16 protein-coding genes and 1 pseudogene are annotated in these 17039 nt (G+C 33.0%); 10 read left to right on the plus strand and 7 right to left on the minus strand.

The annotated features are described in order from the left end of the window. Nucleotides 1-487: 487 nt before the first annotated feature. From ACZZZT_RS15950 to ACZZZT_RS15965, 4 genes and pseudogenes are all read left to right on the plus strand, one after another. On the plus strand, nucleotides 488-1999 hold the full coding sequence (locus ACZZZT_RS15950; RefSeq protein ID WP_463461103.1) for a hypothetical protein: 1512 nt from the start codon (nucleotides 488-490) through the stop codon (nucleotides 1997-1999). A 33-nt stretch (nucleotides 2000-2032) separates the two neighbouring features. After that, a pseudogene (locus tag ACZZZT_RS15955) lies at nucleotides 2033-2390 on the plus strand (XRE family transcriptional regulator). Nucleotides 2391-3196: 806 nt separating this feature from the next. Then, entirely contained in the window at nucleotides 3197-3418 is a 222-nt protein-coding gene (locus ACZZZT_RS15960) for a P-loop NTPase fold protein (protein ID WP_463461104.1), read from the plus strand. Between the two features lie 47 nt (nucleotides 3419-3465). Next, nucleotides 3466-5733, plus strand: a complete 2268-nt coding sequence (locus tag ACZZZT_RS15965; RefSeq protein ID WP_463462447.1) for a P-loop NTPase fold protein — start codon at nucleotides 3466-3468, stop codon at nucleotides 5731-5733. A 169-nt stretch (nucleotides 5734-5902) separates the two neighbouring features. Here the strand turns inward: ACZZZT_RS15965 and ACZZZT_RS15970 are convergent, their stop codons facing one another. The 4 genes from ACZZZT_RS15970 to ACZZZT_RS15985 all read right to left on the minus strand — a co-directional run bounded on the left by ACZZZT_RS15970 (nucleotide 5903) and on the right by ACZZZT_RS15985 (nucleotide 9734). Further along, a complete protein-coding gene (locus ACZZZT_RS15970) occupies nucleotides 5903-6355 on the minus strand; it encodes an Lrp/AsnC family transcriptional regulator (RefSeq protein WP_035644147.1) in 453 nt (150 codons plus the stop codon). Between the two features lie 226 nt (nucleotides 6356-6581). Beyond that, nucleotides 6582-7574: a bile acid:sodium symporter family protein gene (locus ACZZZT_RS15975; RefSeq protein WP_463461105.1), complete on the minus strand. Its 993-nt coding sequence runs from the start codon at nucleotides 7572-7574 to the stop codon at nucleotides 6582-6584. Nucleotides 7575-7631: 57 nt separating this feature from the next. Further along, nucleotides 7632-8663 (minus strand): methionine synthase, encoded by a 1032-nt coding sequence (locus ACZZZT_RS15980; RefSeq protein WP_230038202.1) that lies wholly within the window; start codon nucleotides 8661-8663, stop codon nucleotides 7632-7634. A gap of 30 nt (nucleotides 8664-8693) precedes the next feature. Further along, complete coding sequence (locus ACZZZT_RS15985) at nucleotides 8694-9734, minus strand: DUF1852 domain-containing protein (RefSeq protein WP_463461106.1); 1041 nt, start codon at nucleotides 9732-9734, stop codon at nucleotides 8694-8696. 267 nt (nucleotides 9735-10001) lie between these two features. Between ACZZZT_RS15985 and ACZZZT_RS15990 the strand changes: the two genes are divergently transcribed. After that, complete coding sequence (locus tag ACZZZT_RS15990; protein ID WP_073394121.1) at nucleotides 10002-10631, plus strand: nitroreductase family protein; 630 nt, start codon at nucleotides 10002-10004, stop codon at nucleotides 10629-10631. A 393-nt stretch (nucleotides 10632-11024) separates the two neighbouring features. Here the strand turns inward: ACZZZT_RS15990 and ACZZZT_RS15995 are convergent, their stop codons facing one another. The 3 genes from ACZZZT_RS15995 to ACZZZT_RS16005 all read right to left on the minus strand — a co-directional run bounded on the left by ACZZZT_RS15995 (nucleotide 11025) and on the right by ACZZZT_RS16005 (nucleotide 13094). Then, a complete protein-coding gene (locus ACZZZT_RS15995) occupies nucleotides 11025-12140 on the minus strand; it encodes an FAD-dependent monooxygenase (RefSeq protein ID WP_463461107.1) in 1116 nt (371 codons plus the stop codon). Between the two features lie 82 nt (nucleotides 12141-12222). Beyond that, nucleotides 12223-12462, minus strand: a complete 240-nt coding sequence (locus ACZZZT_RS16000; RefSeq protein ID WP_463462448.1) for a helix-turn-helix domain-containing protein — start codon at nucleotides 12460-12462, stop codon at nucleotides 12223-12225. A 26-nt stretch (nucleotides 12463-12488) separates the two neighbouring features. Then, nucleotides 12489-13094 (minus strand): AraC family ligand binding domain-containing protein, encoded by a 606-nt coding sequence (locus ACZZZT_RS16005; RefSeq protein ID WP_463461108.1) that lies wholly within the window; start codon nucleotides 13092-13094, stop codon nucleotides 12489-12491. 676 nt (nucleotides 13095-13770) lie between these two features. Between ACZZZT_RS16005 and ACZZZT_RS16010 the strand changes: the two genes are divergently transcribed. The 5 genes from ACZZZT_RS16010 (at nucleotide 13771) to ACZZZT_RS16030 (ending at nucleotide 16883) form a co-directional block, all read left to right on the plus strand. Next, nucleotides 13771-14559: a helix-turn-helix domain-containing protein gene (locus ACZZZT_RS16010; protein WP_463461109.1), complete on the plus strand. Its 789-nt coding sequence runs from the start codon at nucleotides 13771-13773 to the stop codon at nucleotides 14557-14559. A 71-nt stretch (nucleotides 14560-14630) separates the two neighbouring features. Further along, entirely contained in the window at nucleotides 14631-15140 is a 510-nt protein-coding gene (locus ACZZZT_RS16015) for a dihydrofolate reductase family protein (RefSeq protein WP_463461110.1), read from the plus strand. 23 nt (nucleotides 15141-15163) lie between these two features. Beyond that, nucleotides 15164-15493, plus strand: a complete 330-nt coding sequence (locus ACZZZT_RS16020; protein ID WP_463461111.1) for an NAD-dependent epimerase/dehydratase family protein — start codon at nucleotides 15164-15166, stop codon at nucleotides 15491-15493. A gap of 161 nt (nucleotides 15494-15654) precedes the next feature. Next, a complete protein-coding gene (locus ACZZZT_RS16025; RefSeq protein ID WP_463461112.1) occupies nucleotides 15655-15843 on the plus strand; it encodes a hypothetical protein in 189 nt (62 codons plus the stop codon). 113 nt (nucleotides 15844-15956) lie between these two features. Next, nucleotides 15957-16883 carry an AraC family transcriptional regulator gene (locus tag ACZZZT_RS16030; RefSeq protein ID WP_463461113.1) on the plus strand — a complete coding sequence of 309 codons (927 nt, stop codon included), beginning with the start codon at nucleotides 15957-15959 and terminating at the stop codon, nucleotides 16881-16883. The last annotated feature ends 156 nt before the right edge of the window (nucleotides 16884-17039 follow it).

Raw genomic sequence — 17039 nt, forward strand, 5'->3', positions numbered from 1 at the left:
AAATTACACCACGCAAGGTACAGAAAATGCTCAGCGATGAAGGAATGGATGTTACACTGGAAGAAGCTGCAGAAATTTTAGCTTTCTAAAATTCAAGGCAAACGGAGTAGTAAAGAAGTTTTTTAAACAAATAAGAAGATAATTATTTATAATGGTAAGCCTATATCAACATTTTAGAAATTGGTGCAGGATTTCATCATTATTTAAATCTTCCTCTACATATCTGCTATTATTAATTGTTACTCAAAGGACTTTAAAACTTAATTTATTTCTTTACAGACGATTGTTGTTTTACTGTAAAAAAGGAAGACATCAGTATAAAGAACGCGAATACTAATACGATAATAAAAAATGTACCCATGATGATATTGATTTATGTTTATGTGATGTGGTAAATTACGAATTTTATGATGATAATTATTTTGACTATTTTTTTTGTTAATTTTTATTTTATTTTTGAGGTAAATTAAAATAAAAAACAAAATTTATGAAAAAAATACTTTTAAGTATTGCTATGTTTTCTACAATTTATATGTCTGCGCAAGCGGTAATTGTTGAAGAAAAATATGAAGATAGAAATGAACCAATTACTTTTCAATACCTACCAAATTCTAAAAAAATTGTAGTTTATAAAGGTTGGCCAATTTCAATGTCATTTTCTTACATAACTACAAATGCTTTAAGCTTTGATGTCAATGGAAAAAAATCTGTTCTTTTTGAAAATGAAAAGTTAATGAGTCCTACATTTTCAGTCACAGAGAATACTTATAAAGCAAACGATGCTACAAAAATTAAGAAGGCTAATTATAAATTTTTTCAGGATAAGAATGTTTTCCCTGTTAATTATGATACGCTCGAAGATCTAAATACCAGTTATTTTGGGCGATATGATTATAATAGCGTATTATGCGCTGTTGAAGATAGATCGTCAGACATGTTTTTTGATGCTTCTTTCAATGATTCTCATGATTTTGGTTTTACAAATCAAAAACAAAAAGATATAATTAATTTTGAAAAAGATGATATTTATTTAGAAAGCATTGAGATTGCTAACAATGCAAGGAAAAGATTTAAATTAGAAAAACCAAATTTATCTCTATTAAAGGGTGATGCATTTGCAGAACAAGATTATAAAACATCTTTTATTTGTAAATTAAACGGTAATGAAAATTTTGATATCATTACAAAATCTGTTTCTGCAGATTTTCAAACTACAATATTATACAAAACAACTTATGATTTTGTAGGCAAAAAAATAAATGAAATATCTCTGACATTAAAACTTAATAATAAATTTTTCATTACATCAGATAATTCTGGAGGACCAAAGGGTTTTGTGTCACCTCAAGAAAAGCCAGGTAATCCTTTCACAGCGGCTGCATCTGGTTTAGGAACATTATCTGTAAATAATTACTATGAAGATAAAAAGACAGGTGATATTTTTGTTTACGGAGCTTTTAGTGAAAAAGCAACTAAAATAATAGGTGGAGTAACTACTCCAAAAGGTTTTTATATTTATAAGTTTGATAAAAATGGTACTAAATTATGGGAATCTATTAATGCTATTGTTAGTAAAGATTTTTTTGAAAAAATACATACAAGTTCTAGACTACAGATTAATTTATTGGAGTATAAAAAAGATTTAATTTTTTCAGTTTCAGTTAATGATTTTACTGAATTTTCATATTCTACAAAGGTCGATAAATTGACTGGATCTATTTCAAAAATTAATTTTATTGAGTATAATAATAATACAAGTAATTTAAAAAATAAAGCTTTTATAAATAATAGCTACGTTAGCGGTGAATTTAAAAATAAAGTTTTCTCACAGATGACTTTTGTAGCTATGATTGTAAATCCTAATGTAATGAGTTATGTAAAAAGTGTATCGAAAGATGGTAAAAAATTATATTATGAAAGTATAGTTTGTGATGAGGGTATTTGGTTAGTAGAAACAGATAACAAAGAAAGTTATAAAATTTTATTTTTTAAAGACTAAAAAAAGCTCCCATTTGGGTAACGTTTTAGAGAAATGCTTGATATCAAACAAAGAAGCATTAGCTTTTGATTTGGGAAATGACTGGAACCAAAAGAAAATTTCTATGCTGGAGCAAAAAGATGTAATTGAAGATGATATACTTAATCAAATCTCAGACGCATTAAAAATTCCAGTTGAAGCTTTTCAGAATTTTGATGAAGAGCAAGCAATAAATATTATTTCTAATACATTTGACAATTGTCAGCAAACTGCATTTGTATTTTACAATTCTACCATTAATCAAATTGATCAATTTATTAAACTACACGAAGAAAAGATTGCTTTGTACGAGCGTATGTTGAAAGAGAAAGATGAAATGATGGTTAGGCTTGAAAAATTGATTAATAAATAATTATTTATAAAGATATATAAATTCTATAAAGAGACTTTTGAAGTCTCTTTATTTGTTTTAACGGTGTTTGTTCTATTTAATTACATTAATAAGGAAGACTTCAGAGAGCGGGTTTTGTATTGATAATGTAAGATTATTTTTTCAACACAGCAAACCTCGTTATCGAGAGTAATAGACAAAAACGTTGCTAAAATAATCAGAAATATACAATGATAACCAAGTGTTTATTTTTAGATGTATTTTCATTTTCTCTATCCGAAGTAAATATGAAAAATGTAACTTTAATTACGAATTTTTTAGTTAAGAAGTAATTGTATATTTACATAAAAGTTTAATTCCGCAAATATCAATATACCGACTATGGGAAGATTTCTACGCGATTTTTTTCAAAACATCAGCATTACCATACCTGTTGCTGTAATTATATTTATCTTCCTTTATTTCCAAAAGCATATAAGCTTATTTATCGAAACATTTTTAATGTCCGACCCCTCTTATAATGTATGGTATTTGCAGTTGTTTATAATAATTGCCTTTATATTGTCGACAGGATTTTTATTTATAAAGTTAGTAACAGATAAATACATACCAACGGCAGCCGAGTACATTTTTATTTCCCTATCGTTTCTATTATTTTTATATTACCGGTGCAATGGCAATGGATTAAACTGGAACCTCCATGCAGCGCTTTCTAACCGTTATTTTTCTGTTCAATATATTGAATTAATACTCACACTTATATTTTTTTACTTTTTTTTAACTCCATTGGCTGGTATTTAAAACAACGCAAAAAACTAGTGCCAGTAATGAATTTTTTAACAGGCGACGATCCTATCTCCACTGAGGCTGAGGACCTAGTTGACTTCTCTCCCACTGTTGGCAAACTAACTGATATATTACTAAGCGACAAACATCCAAAATCAATATCTATTGGGCTCATTGGTCCATGGGGAAATGGAAAATCCAGCGTCATCCAGATGACTAAATCTAAAATTGATGCCTCTGAGGAATTTAAAAAAATGAAATAATCTCAATTCATTTCCTGCCCTATCTAAATCACAATGAGAATGAAATTATAAACGAGTTCTTTACCTTACTGAGTAATGCATTATCACCTTATAATGGAAGACTCTCTAATCAAATAGTTGACTACTCTCAAAAATTGACAGATCTCTACCAAAACAAAAGCCTGAGCACCTTTTTGGAGAATCACATCACAAATTTTGCGCAGTCTTCTGCCTGCGAGCTCTACGAGAACATTAATAAGATGCTTTTAGAAACAGACAAAAAAATTATTGTTTTCATTGATGATTTGGACCGTCTCAGCCAGAAAGAAATTCTGCAGACCCTTAAGCTTATTCGTAATACTGCAAACTTTATTAATACCTTTTTTGTATTGGCCATGGACAAACAGTATGTTATAAAACGCCTGACCGAAAAAGGAAATATTCTCGATACAAAGTTTGTAGATAAGTTCTTCCAGCTTGAAATATACCTACCTGAAATAGACAATAGTGCACTAAAACAATATTTTACAACGGAAATGCTTCGCCCATTCAGCCCAGCTCCTAAGGATCTAGAACCTAGGTTAAGGGTAGCATTAATGGAGCCCTATTTACTCTTTGAAGATTATGTGAAAAATTTTAGAGATGTCAAAAGGGTTGTAAATCAAATTAAATACGATATTTCTCTTTTCCAGGAAGATTTTGCATATCTGAACCTGAAAGATTTTATAAACTTTACTTTTTTTAAACTGAAATTCCCACAGGTTTTAAAACAGTTAAATGACAATAGGGGAGACTTTTTAACTATTGATAGGTCAAAAGGAACCTATAATTTAATAAAAGTTCAAAAGGATGAGCGAGATCTTGTTAAAGATGTTTTTAGCTCGATAGCCAATGAATCAATCAACAGTATTTGGTATTTGGATAAATACCAGTTTTATGATCAAATTCTAAATAATAAAAAGGAGTATAAAACCGATTATGAAAAAGTCAGCAGAAACGATAAGGTACTACTAATTAAAACCTTAGCATACCTTTTTGGAGAAGAAAATAATCCTGAGGGACAAGACTCCATCAAATTTGCCAATAACTTTCAAATGCTGATCCAACAGCGTATCTTTGCAGATTTCTTTAAACAGTCCGAATTTGAAGCCTTATTTACCGCTGACAAGCTCTCAATAAAAGATAACTTGCTTAAAATTCAGGGTCAAGGCAAATCCGAACAACTGATCGGGCGGCTAGGCTATTTCTCAACTAATGACCAGACTAAGTTAGAACGCATTATTGAGTATCTAGTCATTATTTATGAAATGAACGGTCTTAAGAATCAATATGATATGGATACTTACAAGCTTATAGATAAATTTACTTCTGAACTAATTGATGTGCTTGGCGAAGGCAGAATTTCTGAGTATCGTAAATGGATTGATGAATCTATATTTTCTAATACTTCAATTAACGAGGGGACAAAGCTTATATTACTAAGCACAATTTGGAAAGTTAAGCACTTCAACGAACTTTGGCATCTGGAAGAGGATTACATAATTAATAGAACTATTGAATTATATACAAATTATCTATCCACTTTTGATACCATTCTATGGGACATAAATAATTTCAGAACATTTAACATATATCATGGAGCCAAGCTAGTTGATCAGGAAAAAATAAATAATATTTTAAAAGACTTCTGGTCGCGAAACAGTATTGAGCTTTTATGCGTCCAGCTAACAGAACTTGATTCGTTTTCAAATACGTCATTTAAAATTTCGGATACCGTCGTTGAGATTTTTGGATCTAAAGATAAATTTCTCGATTTTATAAAGTCTCATAAAGACAGCTCTCTTCCCAAGATTCGCGAATTCATTAATCTTTTTGAGCTGTTGCACATTATAAACTTTCAGTATTCACTGGAATATGATTTTGTTCTTTCACTCCTCATGCTAAAAAAAATAGATATTTCGATTGCTCAGCCAGGCCGTGAAGATTACACTGAGAGAAAAAGATATGAACAGATAATTACAAAAATAACCGATACCGACTTAGGTTATCAATTTGTGCGCATTGCTAATTATAAAGAAAAATATGGTTTGAGTTTTAACCTGTCTATGAATGTTTTTTATCTGACAATTAATGTAAGAGCTGAAGCGATCGATAGGCTTCTTTCAGATTTTATAGTAGATATTATGACAATCTATTATGGTAGTCCCGATTGGACAATGAGTCATAAGGTAATTGCGGAAGGCACTAGAATTGATCTAAAAAGTTTCGATTATATCGAGTTTATTTCTATAAAGCCAAAGCCAGAAGGCGAAATAAAATATTTGAATAATAAATAGCAAAAAGGCTCCTTCAGAGCCCTTTTTATTTTTTCTTTTTCCCGATCGCGCGGATTTGTAATCCGTGCCCACAAAATATATCCTAACAAATTTAAAAAAAGAAAATCCAGTTTTTATTAATATAGGAACGGGCACGGAAAGAATTTCCGTACTATCGTTGCTCGCGGAACTATCCGTAGAGATTTTTTATCTCCGACATAACAAAGGTACTTTGGGTACTCCCTATACTTTCAACTGATCCCAATTTATTAAACACAAAATCCTGATAATGCTTCATGTCTTTGGCAGAAACCTTCATTAAAAAATCGTAATCACCAGAGATATTGTAACATTCTACAACTTCTTCTATTTTCATAATATCACTAACAAACTGATTGCCAATATTACGATCGTGTTGTTTAAGCTTGATATTACAAAAAACAATGAATCCCCTGTTTAATTTTTCTGCATCAAGCAGGGCAATATATTTTTTTATATAACCATTGTTTTCCAATCTTTTAATTCGCTCAAAAACAGGCGATGCAGAAAGATTTACCATCTTAGCAAGCTCTTTTACTGTATACTTAGAATTATCGTGAAGTATATTTAATAACTGAAGATCAATATCATCTATCTGCTCCATAGAATATTACTTTAAACAGGTTTATTTTATTTTTAAATCAGAATAAAATTCTTCAAATATAACGAAAAACAATACAAAAATCTTATTTTACGCAAGTTAAAAACATAACATACTGCAGCGTTTATCTTCACAGTATAAAAATCTAAAAGGCATTATTTTATAGCAGGGAGCGTTATCCTTGGTACCCTTTATCAAAAAAAGATAAAGAGCCACGTCCTAAATAAAATTATACTTTTTTTCGTCGAGCCATACCCTGAGCGATGATACTAGCGGCAATCAATTGCAAGGCATGGTAAAGCATGAGCGGCAGCAATACGATGCCGGTGATAGTACTGTGCTGAAAAAGTACTTTTGACATAACGGTGCCGTGTACCAATGACTTTTTAGAACCGCAGAATAAGACAGTAATACGGTCTTCATCTGAAAAACCAAGCAGGCGGCTCAGTAGTCCGACACAAAAGAATACGGCAAAAAACAACGCCATCATCCCTGCAGCGAGTCCGGCAAGTTCAAGGGCAGTGAAGCCTTCAAAAAGATGTTCGGAAAATGACTTGCAAAACGACGTGTAAATAATCGTTAGAATAACTGCCTGATCGAAATATTTGAGCTGTTTCTTGTATTTTTCGGCAATGGCGCCGAGACGGGAATTGAGACTTATGCCAATGATGACAGGCAGCAAAACTTGAAGAATCAACTTTATGACGATTTGAGTGACATCAAAATCGCCTGTCGCAGAAGCAATAAACAGCCCAACCCAGAGAGGCGTAACGACTACTCCAATCAAACTGGAAATGCTTGCATTGAAAATGGCTGCAGGAATGTTTCCCTTAGCAATGGAAACCATGACCACCGAAGATGAAACTGTGGACGGTAATGCTGCCAGAAAAAATACGCCCAGCCAAAGCAACTCGAAGCCGTTATTGACAAACAACGGGCGAAATGCCAAAACAATGAGCGGAAAAAATAAAAAGGTTGTCAACTGAACGACAATGTGCATTTTCCAGTTGGAAAGTCCGGCTTTTAGTTTCTCAACACTTAGCCGTAAGCCATAAAACAAGAAAATCAACGAAACGCCTGCATTGGCAATCTCCTCCAGCGAAACAGGTTCTTTGACCATACCTGGCTTTGGCAAAAAATAAGCCATCAGAATCATGGTGGCTATCATTAACAGGAAACCGTCGAAACCTGCTTTTTTTAATACTTCTAATAATTTCTTCAATGTGTTTAAATATTATTCCTCCGTGGAGGCACGGAATTCATTATTAATATATTGAGACTAAATCCCAAGTTCTTTACGTATAATTTCTGCTCCTGCGCTTAAAGCACTTAACTTGCCTCTGGCTACATCTCTAGATAACGGTGCCATACCGCAGTTTGTAGAAGGGTAAAGATTTTCGGCATCTACAAACTCAAGAGCTTTACGCAGGGTAGCAGCTACTTCTTCTGGTGTTTCGATAGTGTTGGTTGCCACATCAATGGCACCGACCATTACTTTTTTACCGCGAACAAGTTCCATTAAATTTAAAGGCACATTGGAGTTGTGACATTCTAAAGACACCACATCAATTTTAGATTTTTGAATTTTCGGAAAAATTTCTTCGTATTGTCGCCACTCTGAACCTAATGTCTTTTTCCAATCAGTATTTGCCTGTATTCCATAACCATAACAAATATGAACCGCAGTTTGACAATGTAAACCTTCAATGGCTCTTTCTAATGCTGCCATTCCCCAATCGTTTACTTCATCAAAGAACACATTAAATGCAGGTTCATCAAACTGGATAATATCTACACCTGCGTCTTGAAGTTCTCTTGCTTCTTCATTGAGTGCTTTCGCAAATTCCCACGCCAATTTTTCCCGGCTTTTATAATGGTCGTCGTACAAGGTATCTACCATTGTCAGCGGGCCTGGCAATGCCCATTTTATAGGCTTGTTAGTCTGTTTACGTAAAAATTTAGCATCTTCAACAAAAACTGCTTTTTGACGTGCAACCTCACCTACAACCACTGGAACACTCGCGTCATAACGGTTACGGATTTTTACTGTTTTACGATTTTCAAAATCTACACCGCTTAAATGCTCGATAAAAGTCGTTACAAAATGTTGGCGTGTCTGCTCGCCGTCACAAATGATATCCAGATCTGCCAATTGTTGTTCCTGCAGAGAAATGCGCAACGCATCTTGTTTTCCTTCAAGTAGCTGATCACCTTCTAATTTCCATGGTGACCAAAGTTTTTCGGGCGGTGCAAGCCAGGCAGGTTTGGGTAAACTTCCAACAATAGAGGTAGGTAATAATAATTTCTTCATAATAGTATAATTTTAATGCGTTGTAATCAATTAAAGGGTAAAATTAGCAGACCATTGTTCCAGGAGACTTTTGTAAGGCTTAATGAAATGCTCTTCTGCATATTTACCCTGTTCAACAGCCAGTCGGCCACGCTCTTCGCGGTCGTAAACCACGCGAGTCAGTGAATAATCTTCGTGTTTAAGAGTAGGTTGATAGATTTTCCCAGCCACTGAATTTGCATTGTAAATTTCAGGGCGATAAATCTTCTGAAAAGTTTCCATCGTGCTGATTGAGCTGATTAATCCAAGATCAGTATAATCAGCAAGCAGATCTCCGGAATGATAAAAAGCCATCGGTGCCACACTATTCGAAGGCATGAAAAAACGAACTTTTAAGCCCATTTTAGAGAAATATTCATCAGTGATAGAATACTGATCCTGCAGATACTCAAAACCCAGAACCGGATGCTGATATTCAGTGCGAGTATAAGTTTTGTTGCTCGATACACTTAGACAAATGATCGGTGACATCTTAAAGTGCTCTTTATAAGTGGCTGAATTGACAAAACACTTATAAAGTTTTCCGTGCAAATCACCAAAATTTTCAGGAATACAAAAATTAGCTTTATTTTTATTGTGTTCGATCAATAAAATACTGAAATCATAATCACGAACATAAGACGAAAAATTATTTCCGGCAATACCTTCGATACGCTGGCTAGTCTTGTGGTCAAAAATATTCGTTTTTAAAACTTCAATCAACGGCAGATTGTTAACACCATTCTTATCATTAATACTCATCGTTACTGTGATGATTTCAAGTTCTACAAGGTAACGATCAGCTTTTGGATTATCCAAATGAGCCAATGCATTGAATCGATTGTTAATCATATTTAAGGCATTACGTAAGTTTTGCTGGCGATTAGCTCCTCTAGCCAGGTTTGCAAAATTGGTTGTCAAACGCGTTTGACTTGAGGGGTGATAGTTTTCATCTAAACAAGTGCTCTCTAATGTGAATGCAAAATTATTCTGGGTGTTTTCAATATCTTGCTTTTCGCTTATTCTTAAATCTTCTTGTATGTTCGCTTTCATTTGATGACAAGGTTTAGTTTTTTACCCTGCAAATTTGAAAATAAAAGATTTAATATTTCACAAAACAAAAAAAATCAGATAATTATTCTTTTTTAACACTATTTTTAAGATTATTAATCTTTTTATAAATATAATAACAAAGGAAAACAGATAATTATTCTTTAGAGAACTAGGATATGACTGATTTGAAGTTTCCCATAGCAATTCAAGCCTCGAAAAACAAAACAAATAAATTTATATTTGCCAAAATTTAAGACAGACATAGCAATGAATTTGATAGAAAATTTGAAATGGCGCTACGCCACAAAAGCTTACAATAACATTAAAGTAACAGAAGAGAAGATCGATCAGATCTTAGAGGCTATAAATCTTTCAGCATCTTCTTGTGGTCTGCAATCTTATCGTGTTTTTGTTGTAAGCAACCCGGAAATCCAAAAGAAATTAGGTGCTGATTCGTATAATGGACAGATTAGCTCTTGCTCTCATTTGCTGGTTTTTGCGGCATTCACTGACATGTCTTCGACTTACATTGACGATTACATGGCAATGACAGAGAAACAAAGAGGTCTTGATGCTGGTGCCTTATCAGGATTTAGAAATGGACTGCATTCCTATTTCAGCGCTATTAACGCAGAACAAAAAGCTCTTTGGGCAGCCAAACAGGCTTATATTGCACTAGGAACTGCACTTATTGCTGCGGCAGAATTGAGAGTGGACGCCACTCCTATCGAAGGATTTAATGCCGCGACTATCGATGCCGTTTTGGGTTTAAAAGAAAAAGGGCTGCATTCTACCGTTATCCTCGCTTTAGGATATCGGGATTCGGAAAAAGACTATATGGCAGCTATGAAAAAAGTTCGTTTACCTATAGATGAAATGATAACTAAAGTTTATTAATAATCCCCAACAGGACATCTAAATCAAAATATTGAAGACATGTAAAGACAGCCTCTACTTCCAATAAGCCAATCTCTTCAAATCTTCCATAAAATGTTTTGGAATTTGTATCGTAGAGGTCACCACAGCCAAATGGCGTCAATTGAAGACAATTGACGCCATTTTTTTATTCATACTATTAAATAAAATAACTTTGAATCATTTTTGCTTTTATTTTCTATTTTAGAATCGTGCTAAAAATAAAGAAGCAAATTGCAAAAGAATACATATTTACATGAAAAATTAGATAAATTTAAATTTATTATGTGATAACTTAGCAAGATTCGAACACAACGAATATAGCTGAAATTATGTTTATCTCCGAGATTGTTTTCGATTGCTTAAGATTGATTTTTAAAATGAAATCCCATCTTTCCACATGGTCATTACTTCCTCTTCACTGCGGGGTAATAATTTATCTAAAGTCTGCACAGCATCTGCCTGTACCTCTTCTATAAATGATCTGAGATTTTTGTTATATGTATCAAACGCCTGTTGATAATCATTTTGGCATAGAGCAAATGCGTCAGCCAAAGCAGTTGCTCCTATTATTGCCAATGAGCCGCCCATTCCTGCAGCTGGGGAAGCACAGTATCCTGCATCACCGACCAAAGCAACTCTGCCTTTTGTCCAGGACGGCATTTTTATCTGGCAGAATTTATCGAAGTAAAATGCGTTGGAATTCAATAATTCCGATTGAAGTTCATCAGATCGCCAGCCCATACCTTTCATTTGGTTCGATACAATTTCTTTGATCTCTTTCTGATTTCGAAAATCATACGTAATCTCGTTTTCAGACCTAAAAGTAAAAATCACATCAGTCTTGTTATTGTGGCCATAAAGCGCCGCACCTTTATTTGGCTCCGCATACATTTGATACGTGCCATTCTCAACCAATAGTTTATCGACCACGGCAATAGAAAAATACTGCCCTAAATAGTGAGCATATTCAGATTCTTGTCCAAACCAAATTTTCCTGACGGCAGAATGTATTCCATCACATCCAAAGACATAAATATACTGATTTGTAGAGCCATCTTTAAAAGATACTTCGATATGATCCTGAGTTTCATGTATTGCATCAATACTGTTATTGAATAGGATTTCTACATTTGTTTTTATCTGCTCATACATCATGCTTAGTAATGAATCCCTTTCGATTTCAAATTCATCATCGGGCAATTCTTCTCCTGGCTGCCTTAATATCAACCTGTAGCCTGTTTGATCATTGGCATTTTTAAACTCCCACTTTTCAGGACCAATTCTGCGCTTCTTTATCTCTTCAAAAAGTCCCATTCGTTTTACAATCTCCACTGTCTGATCCTTTATATCAACAGGTGTTCCGCCTTTTTTAAGCGCATCACCAAGTTCTACAATAGTTACCTTGTAACCAAATTTATTCATCCAGTAAGCAGTAGTTAACCCAGCAAAACTTGCTCCTGATATCAGCACTTTTTTATTTAGTTCCATTTCCTTTATTAATTAATATTTACACTGCAAAGCTCATCGATTTACTGCGTACAAAAAATGGTTAAACAAAGTAAGGATTGGACTAATCGTGGTTTTTTCTTCTGAATGTTATTGCCGAAATTCCTGTTACTTTAGAAAATAAACGCGTGAAATAAGGATAATCAGAATATCCAAGTTCGAAGGCAATTTCTTTTACAGATTTATCAGTATGATAAAGAAGACGTTTCGCTTCTAAAATGATTCTGTCCTGAATAAGGTAAGAAACAGAATAGCCGGTACTTTCTTTTACACACTCGTTTAGATAAGATGTAGAAATGTGCAGTAGAGCAGCATATTCACCAGGACGTTTTAAAGTACAGTAATTTTTTCAAGCAATTTTCTGAAAGTTTTGGCCACTTTATCAAATCTTGAAAAATTATCTTCTAACTTTTTTATAATTAAAAATTGTGATAGTAAAAAACCAATCAATGTATTACAACTGTCTTTTAATAGTGGAAAATACATTTTATTCTCCTTTTGTCTGTAAAACTTAAGACAAAGCAAAAAGATGCTCGATATGGTTAAGGAATCTTCGCGGCTTAAGGATAATGGAGCGGTCGGGCTAAGATCTTCTAATATCTTTAGGTATCCTTCATTTAGGTTTGCATTGCTAATAGACATTGTACACACAATAATATCATCAATATCCAGCATTTTATGTACCTGATCTGGATGAAGGTATACTACTGCCGGAGACGAAATACAATAGGTTTGAAAATCGATTTCAATTGTAACCTCGCCTTGTTCAAGGATATGAAATGTGTATCCTTCATCCCGATGCGCCTGAGTTGCCTCTTCTTCCTGATTCGAAGTTTTAAAATCAGACTTTTTAATACTGTTTTTATCAATTGAAATACCTAACCTGAAGGTATTATCCATAGTATTAACAGGTATCTTATTTTTATTTTTTCGCATGCGAAAGGATTAGACAAATCACGGTATAAAACTACGTCAAAAATATTGATTTATAAAAAAGCATTTAAGTTTGTTAAGATTTAAATTCTAAACGATTTTATTTTTGTGGCAAAAATCGTGGCAAATCGCAAATGGAGTGGCCTTCAAATTTGCCACATAAAGTTAAGGAAGTTTGTTCTACTTTAAAATAGATTATTATAACTTTTTCTTGCAGTCAAATCAATATTTACATCAATCCCCAACAGGACATCCAAACCAAATTGCTCAAGCCGCTGAAAGTCATGCCCTACCAGTAGTAAGCCAATTTCTTCAAATCATCCATAAAATTTATAGAAATTTGTCCAGTCGAGGTCACAAAATTAAAATCCCATTTCTTATGAAATGGGATTTTTTTATGCGTTTTTCTTGCTATTTGACCTTTCTGTAATCTTATGAAACTCTTAAAATAGTAAAGTTTTAAAACTAAAAATATTCACAATCCCTAAAACTCATGGGAAACTACTTACGATCAAATTCAAATTCTATTTATTCCATTTTTTTACATCGCAATAAATCTTCTGTTTATTAATTATGGTTATATCGCAAGATAAATTCGTAAATTTGTTATTCTTTTTGGAAATTCTATCTTCCTAAAGCCTTACCTTAAATATCAAATTACCAGTTGTCCATAAATCTTGTGAAAGAATCAGAAAGTACAATGCAATACCACTATGAAATAAATACCCCGGAAAGAGATGTACTGCTGCTCTACATTCATCAATACATTCATTTTTCTTCTTCAAGTGAAAAAATACTGCAAAAAAATTTATGGCCAAGTGCTAATGCTTCCTTTATATTTAATTTCAAAAAAACAAAATTAAATGACAAATTAAGCCCTATTGTTGCTATAGTAGGATTACATGATAGTATTCATACAATACAACCTGATGAAAATGATATTGATACTATTATAGTTCATTGTTGTCCTGCCGTTTTCTCTATTTTAAATACTACACAGACTTCTTTTCTGACTAATACTATTATTGATGCAAAAGATGTATTTGGAGAGTCTGTTGACTCACTTGCCACAGCGCTTCAACTGACAAAAAATACAAAAGAAAGACAAAATTTACTAGATACTTTTTTTACCGGTTTACTTAATAATACTACCGAACAAATTTTTTGTTTTGCAAAACTTGCAGCAACTATTCAAGCAGATCCTGAATATAAAATAGCATTAGGAACAGAGATAAGCTATCGTCATTTATCCCGAATGTTTAAACAGATAATAGGAGTTAATATTCAAACCTACAGGCGTTTAGCCCGATTTGAATTAGCCAGGCAATTGATTATAAAAGAAACCACTCCTTCGTTAACACATGTTGGCTATCAATCTGGTTATTACGATCAGGCTCATTTTGCAAGAGAATTTAAAAAACTATCCGGTTTAAGAGCTAAATATTTTGGCCCGCTGTGTTCCATTTAATTTTTCAATGTCCATTGTGTACAATTTTATGCTTTTAATGCGAAGTAATTTTGCTTAAAAATATATGAACAATGAAAACAATTATTTATGTAGCCGTTTCAGCTAATGGACTAATTTTACTGACAAGCGAAGGCAATTATCAAATACCAGTCGAGTTATTCCAGGACTGTATAGGTTTAGCACACCAAACAGGAAATATGGTGATCGGATTAAATACATACCGCCTCTTTTCCAGTAACCCTAATGCTCTTGAAGCCTTTAAAGGAGTAGAAATTGTAGTACTTTCGGCAAATTGCAAAGAAGAACTAGAAGGTGTTACCGTTTTAAAGAATATAGATGCGGTTATGGAATTTTATAAAACAAAAGGATATTCAAAAATATTTGTTGCCGGGGGTGCCTATACCTATCAATCTTTTCTTAAAGAAGGGCATGCAGACGAATTTTACATCAACTATCTTCCAATTTTAACAGCATCGGGAGCACTTCTTGTTAGTCAAATCCCCGCTGATAAAATTCTTGAAGTAAAAGAAAACAAACTAATTGCACAAAATATTCTTCAACTTCACTTTACAACAAAATAATGTCAATTTTAGAAAACAATAAAATGAAAAAAGCGATATTATTTGGACCTAGTGGCTTTGTTGGTTCTGAATTACTTTTGGAATTATTAGACAATCCAATTTACGAAGAAGTAACTATTGTTGTAAGGAAACCATTAAATACTACCCACCCCAAGTTGAGAATTTTAGTAGGAGACTTTAATTCTATGCCTGGGTTAATTGAAAAAATTAGTGCTGATATTGTTTTTATTGCGCTTGGTGCCATTCAAAACAGCAAACAAAACTCAGTTGAATTTTATCAAATTGATCATGATTATCCTGTTATAGCAGCAAAAATATTGAAAAAAATGGAGCAAAATCTGTTTTTCTGGTAACAGCAGCCGGAGCAAATCCAAATTCAAAATTCAAGTATGTAAAAACAAAAGGAGAAACAGAAAGAGACATTATTGCATTAGATTTTGAATTCACCCATATTTTCAGACCTACAATGATTGTTGGAAATCGAAAAGATAAACGTCCGTTCGAAAAAATTGGAATGAAAATATGGAAACTTATTCATCCTGTTTTTATTGGCCGACAGACTGATTACAAAGAAATCGACGGAAAAGAAATTGCAAAAGCAATGAATAATGCTTCTTTAAATCAGACAGAAAAAATTAAGATTTATAATTGGAAAGAGATGAAAATTTACTCCAATTCTAAAGAACAAATTACACTGGTATAAAAAATAATAATAAACTTTTTCTCTAACTTAATTTTCTAAATGAAATAAAATGAATCACATAATTTCTTAAAGCTCAAATTTAGTAGATTTGTATTAATCCATTCCAATCTACAATGAGTGAAAAAGATACCGCCACGAGATCATTATATGATTTGTACATCGAATTAGGTGTATCGGTAGATATGCTTGACCCTAAAGCCGGCTTCGCTGTAGTTAATTTAAACGATGTCGGTTTTGAGCTCCCTTATAAATCGCCTCCATTTCGACCCAACTATTTTTCGTTTCTATTTGTAAAAAAAGGTTCCGGACAATACACCATTGACAATCAAACTTTCCTGACAGAACCCGGATCTATTTATTTTACAAACCCAAGTAATTACAGAACCTTTGAATGGAACACAATTGATGAAATTTATCTAATTTGTTTTGATGAAACATTTCTGAAAGAAAATGTACATCAGGATGTTTTTAATGAGTTTTCGTTTTTATTGACCGAAACGGTACAGCCTAAAATATTGAATGCAGTGTTTTATCAGCAAATTGAACAACTCTATCTTCAAATTCATAAGGAATATTTAAACAATTCCAGATACAAATACAAAATAATAGGCAGCTTGTTTGTGGTGTTATTAATAAAGATAAAGGAATATTTTTGGGAAGATTATAATCCTATATATGAAGGTAATCGATCCTCACAGATTGTAAAAGATTTTAAGCGCACATTAGAACAGCATTATCGCGATTTAAGCAGCGGTAAAACTCAGACTGTTTTTAGAGTGCAGGATTATGCCAATGTCCAAAATCTGCATCCCAATTATTTGAGCACGGTAATAAAAAGCAAAACAGGAAAACCTATCGCCACTTGGATTGCCGATAAAACAATATCGGAAGCCAAATCTTTATTACAAAATTCAACAATCTCAATTAAAGAAATTGCTTTCTTGCTAGGTTTTTCAGAAGCGGCACATTTTAGCAATTATTTTAAAAAACATACCAATTCCTCTCCTGTACTCTATCGAAAGGAACAAACCACTCGCTAAAAATTATCACGCCTGCAAATTCAAATTTTGCAGGCTTTTTTATTAATACCCAAGCCATTTCTGGAAAAACTTCAGCTGCAAATTTTAAATATTTAAAATTTGCATACAATGCTTTATTTCTTACAATATTCAACGCTTACCACCGCCATACATTTG

Source organism: Flavobacterium sp. AC274, assembly GCF_979258275.1.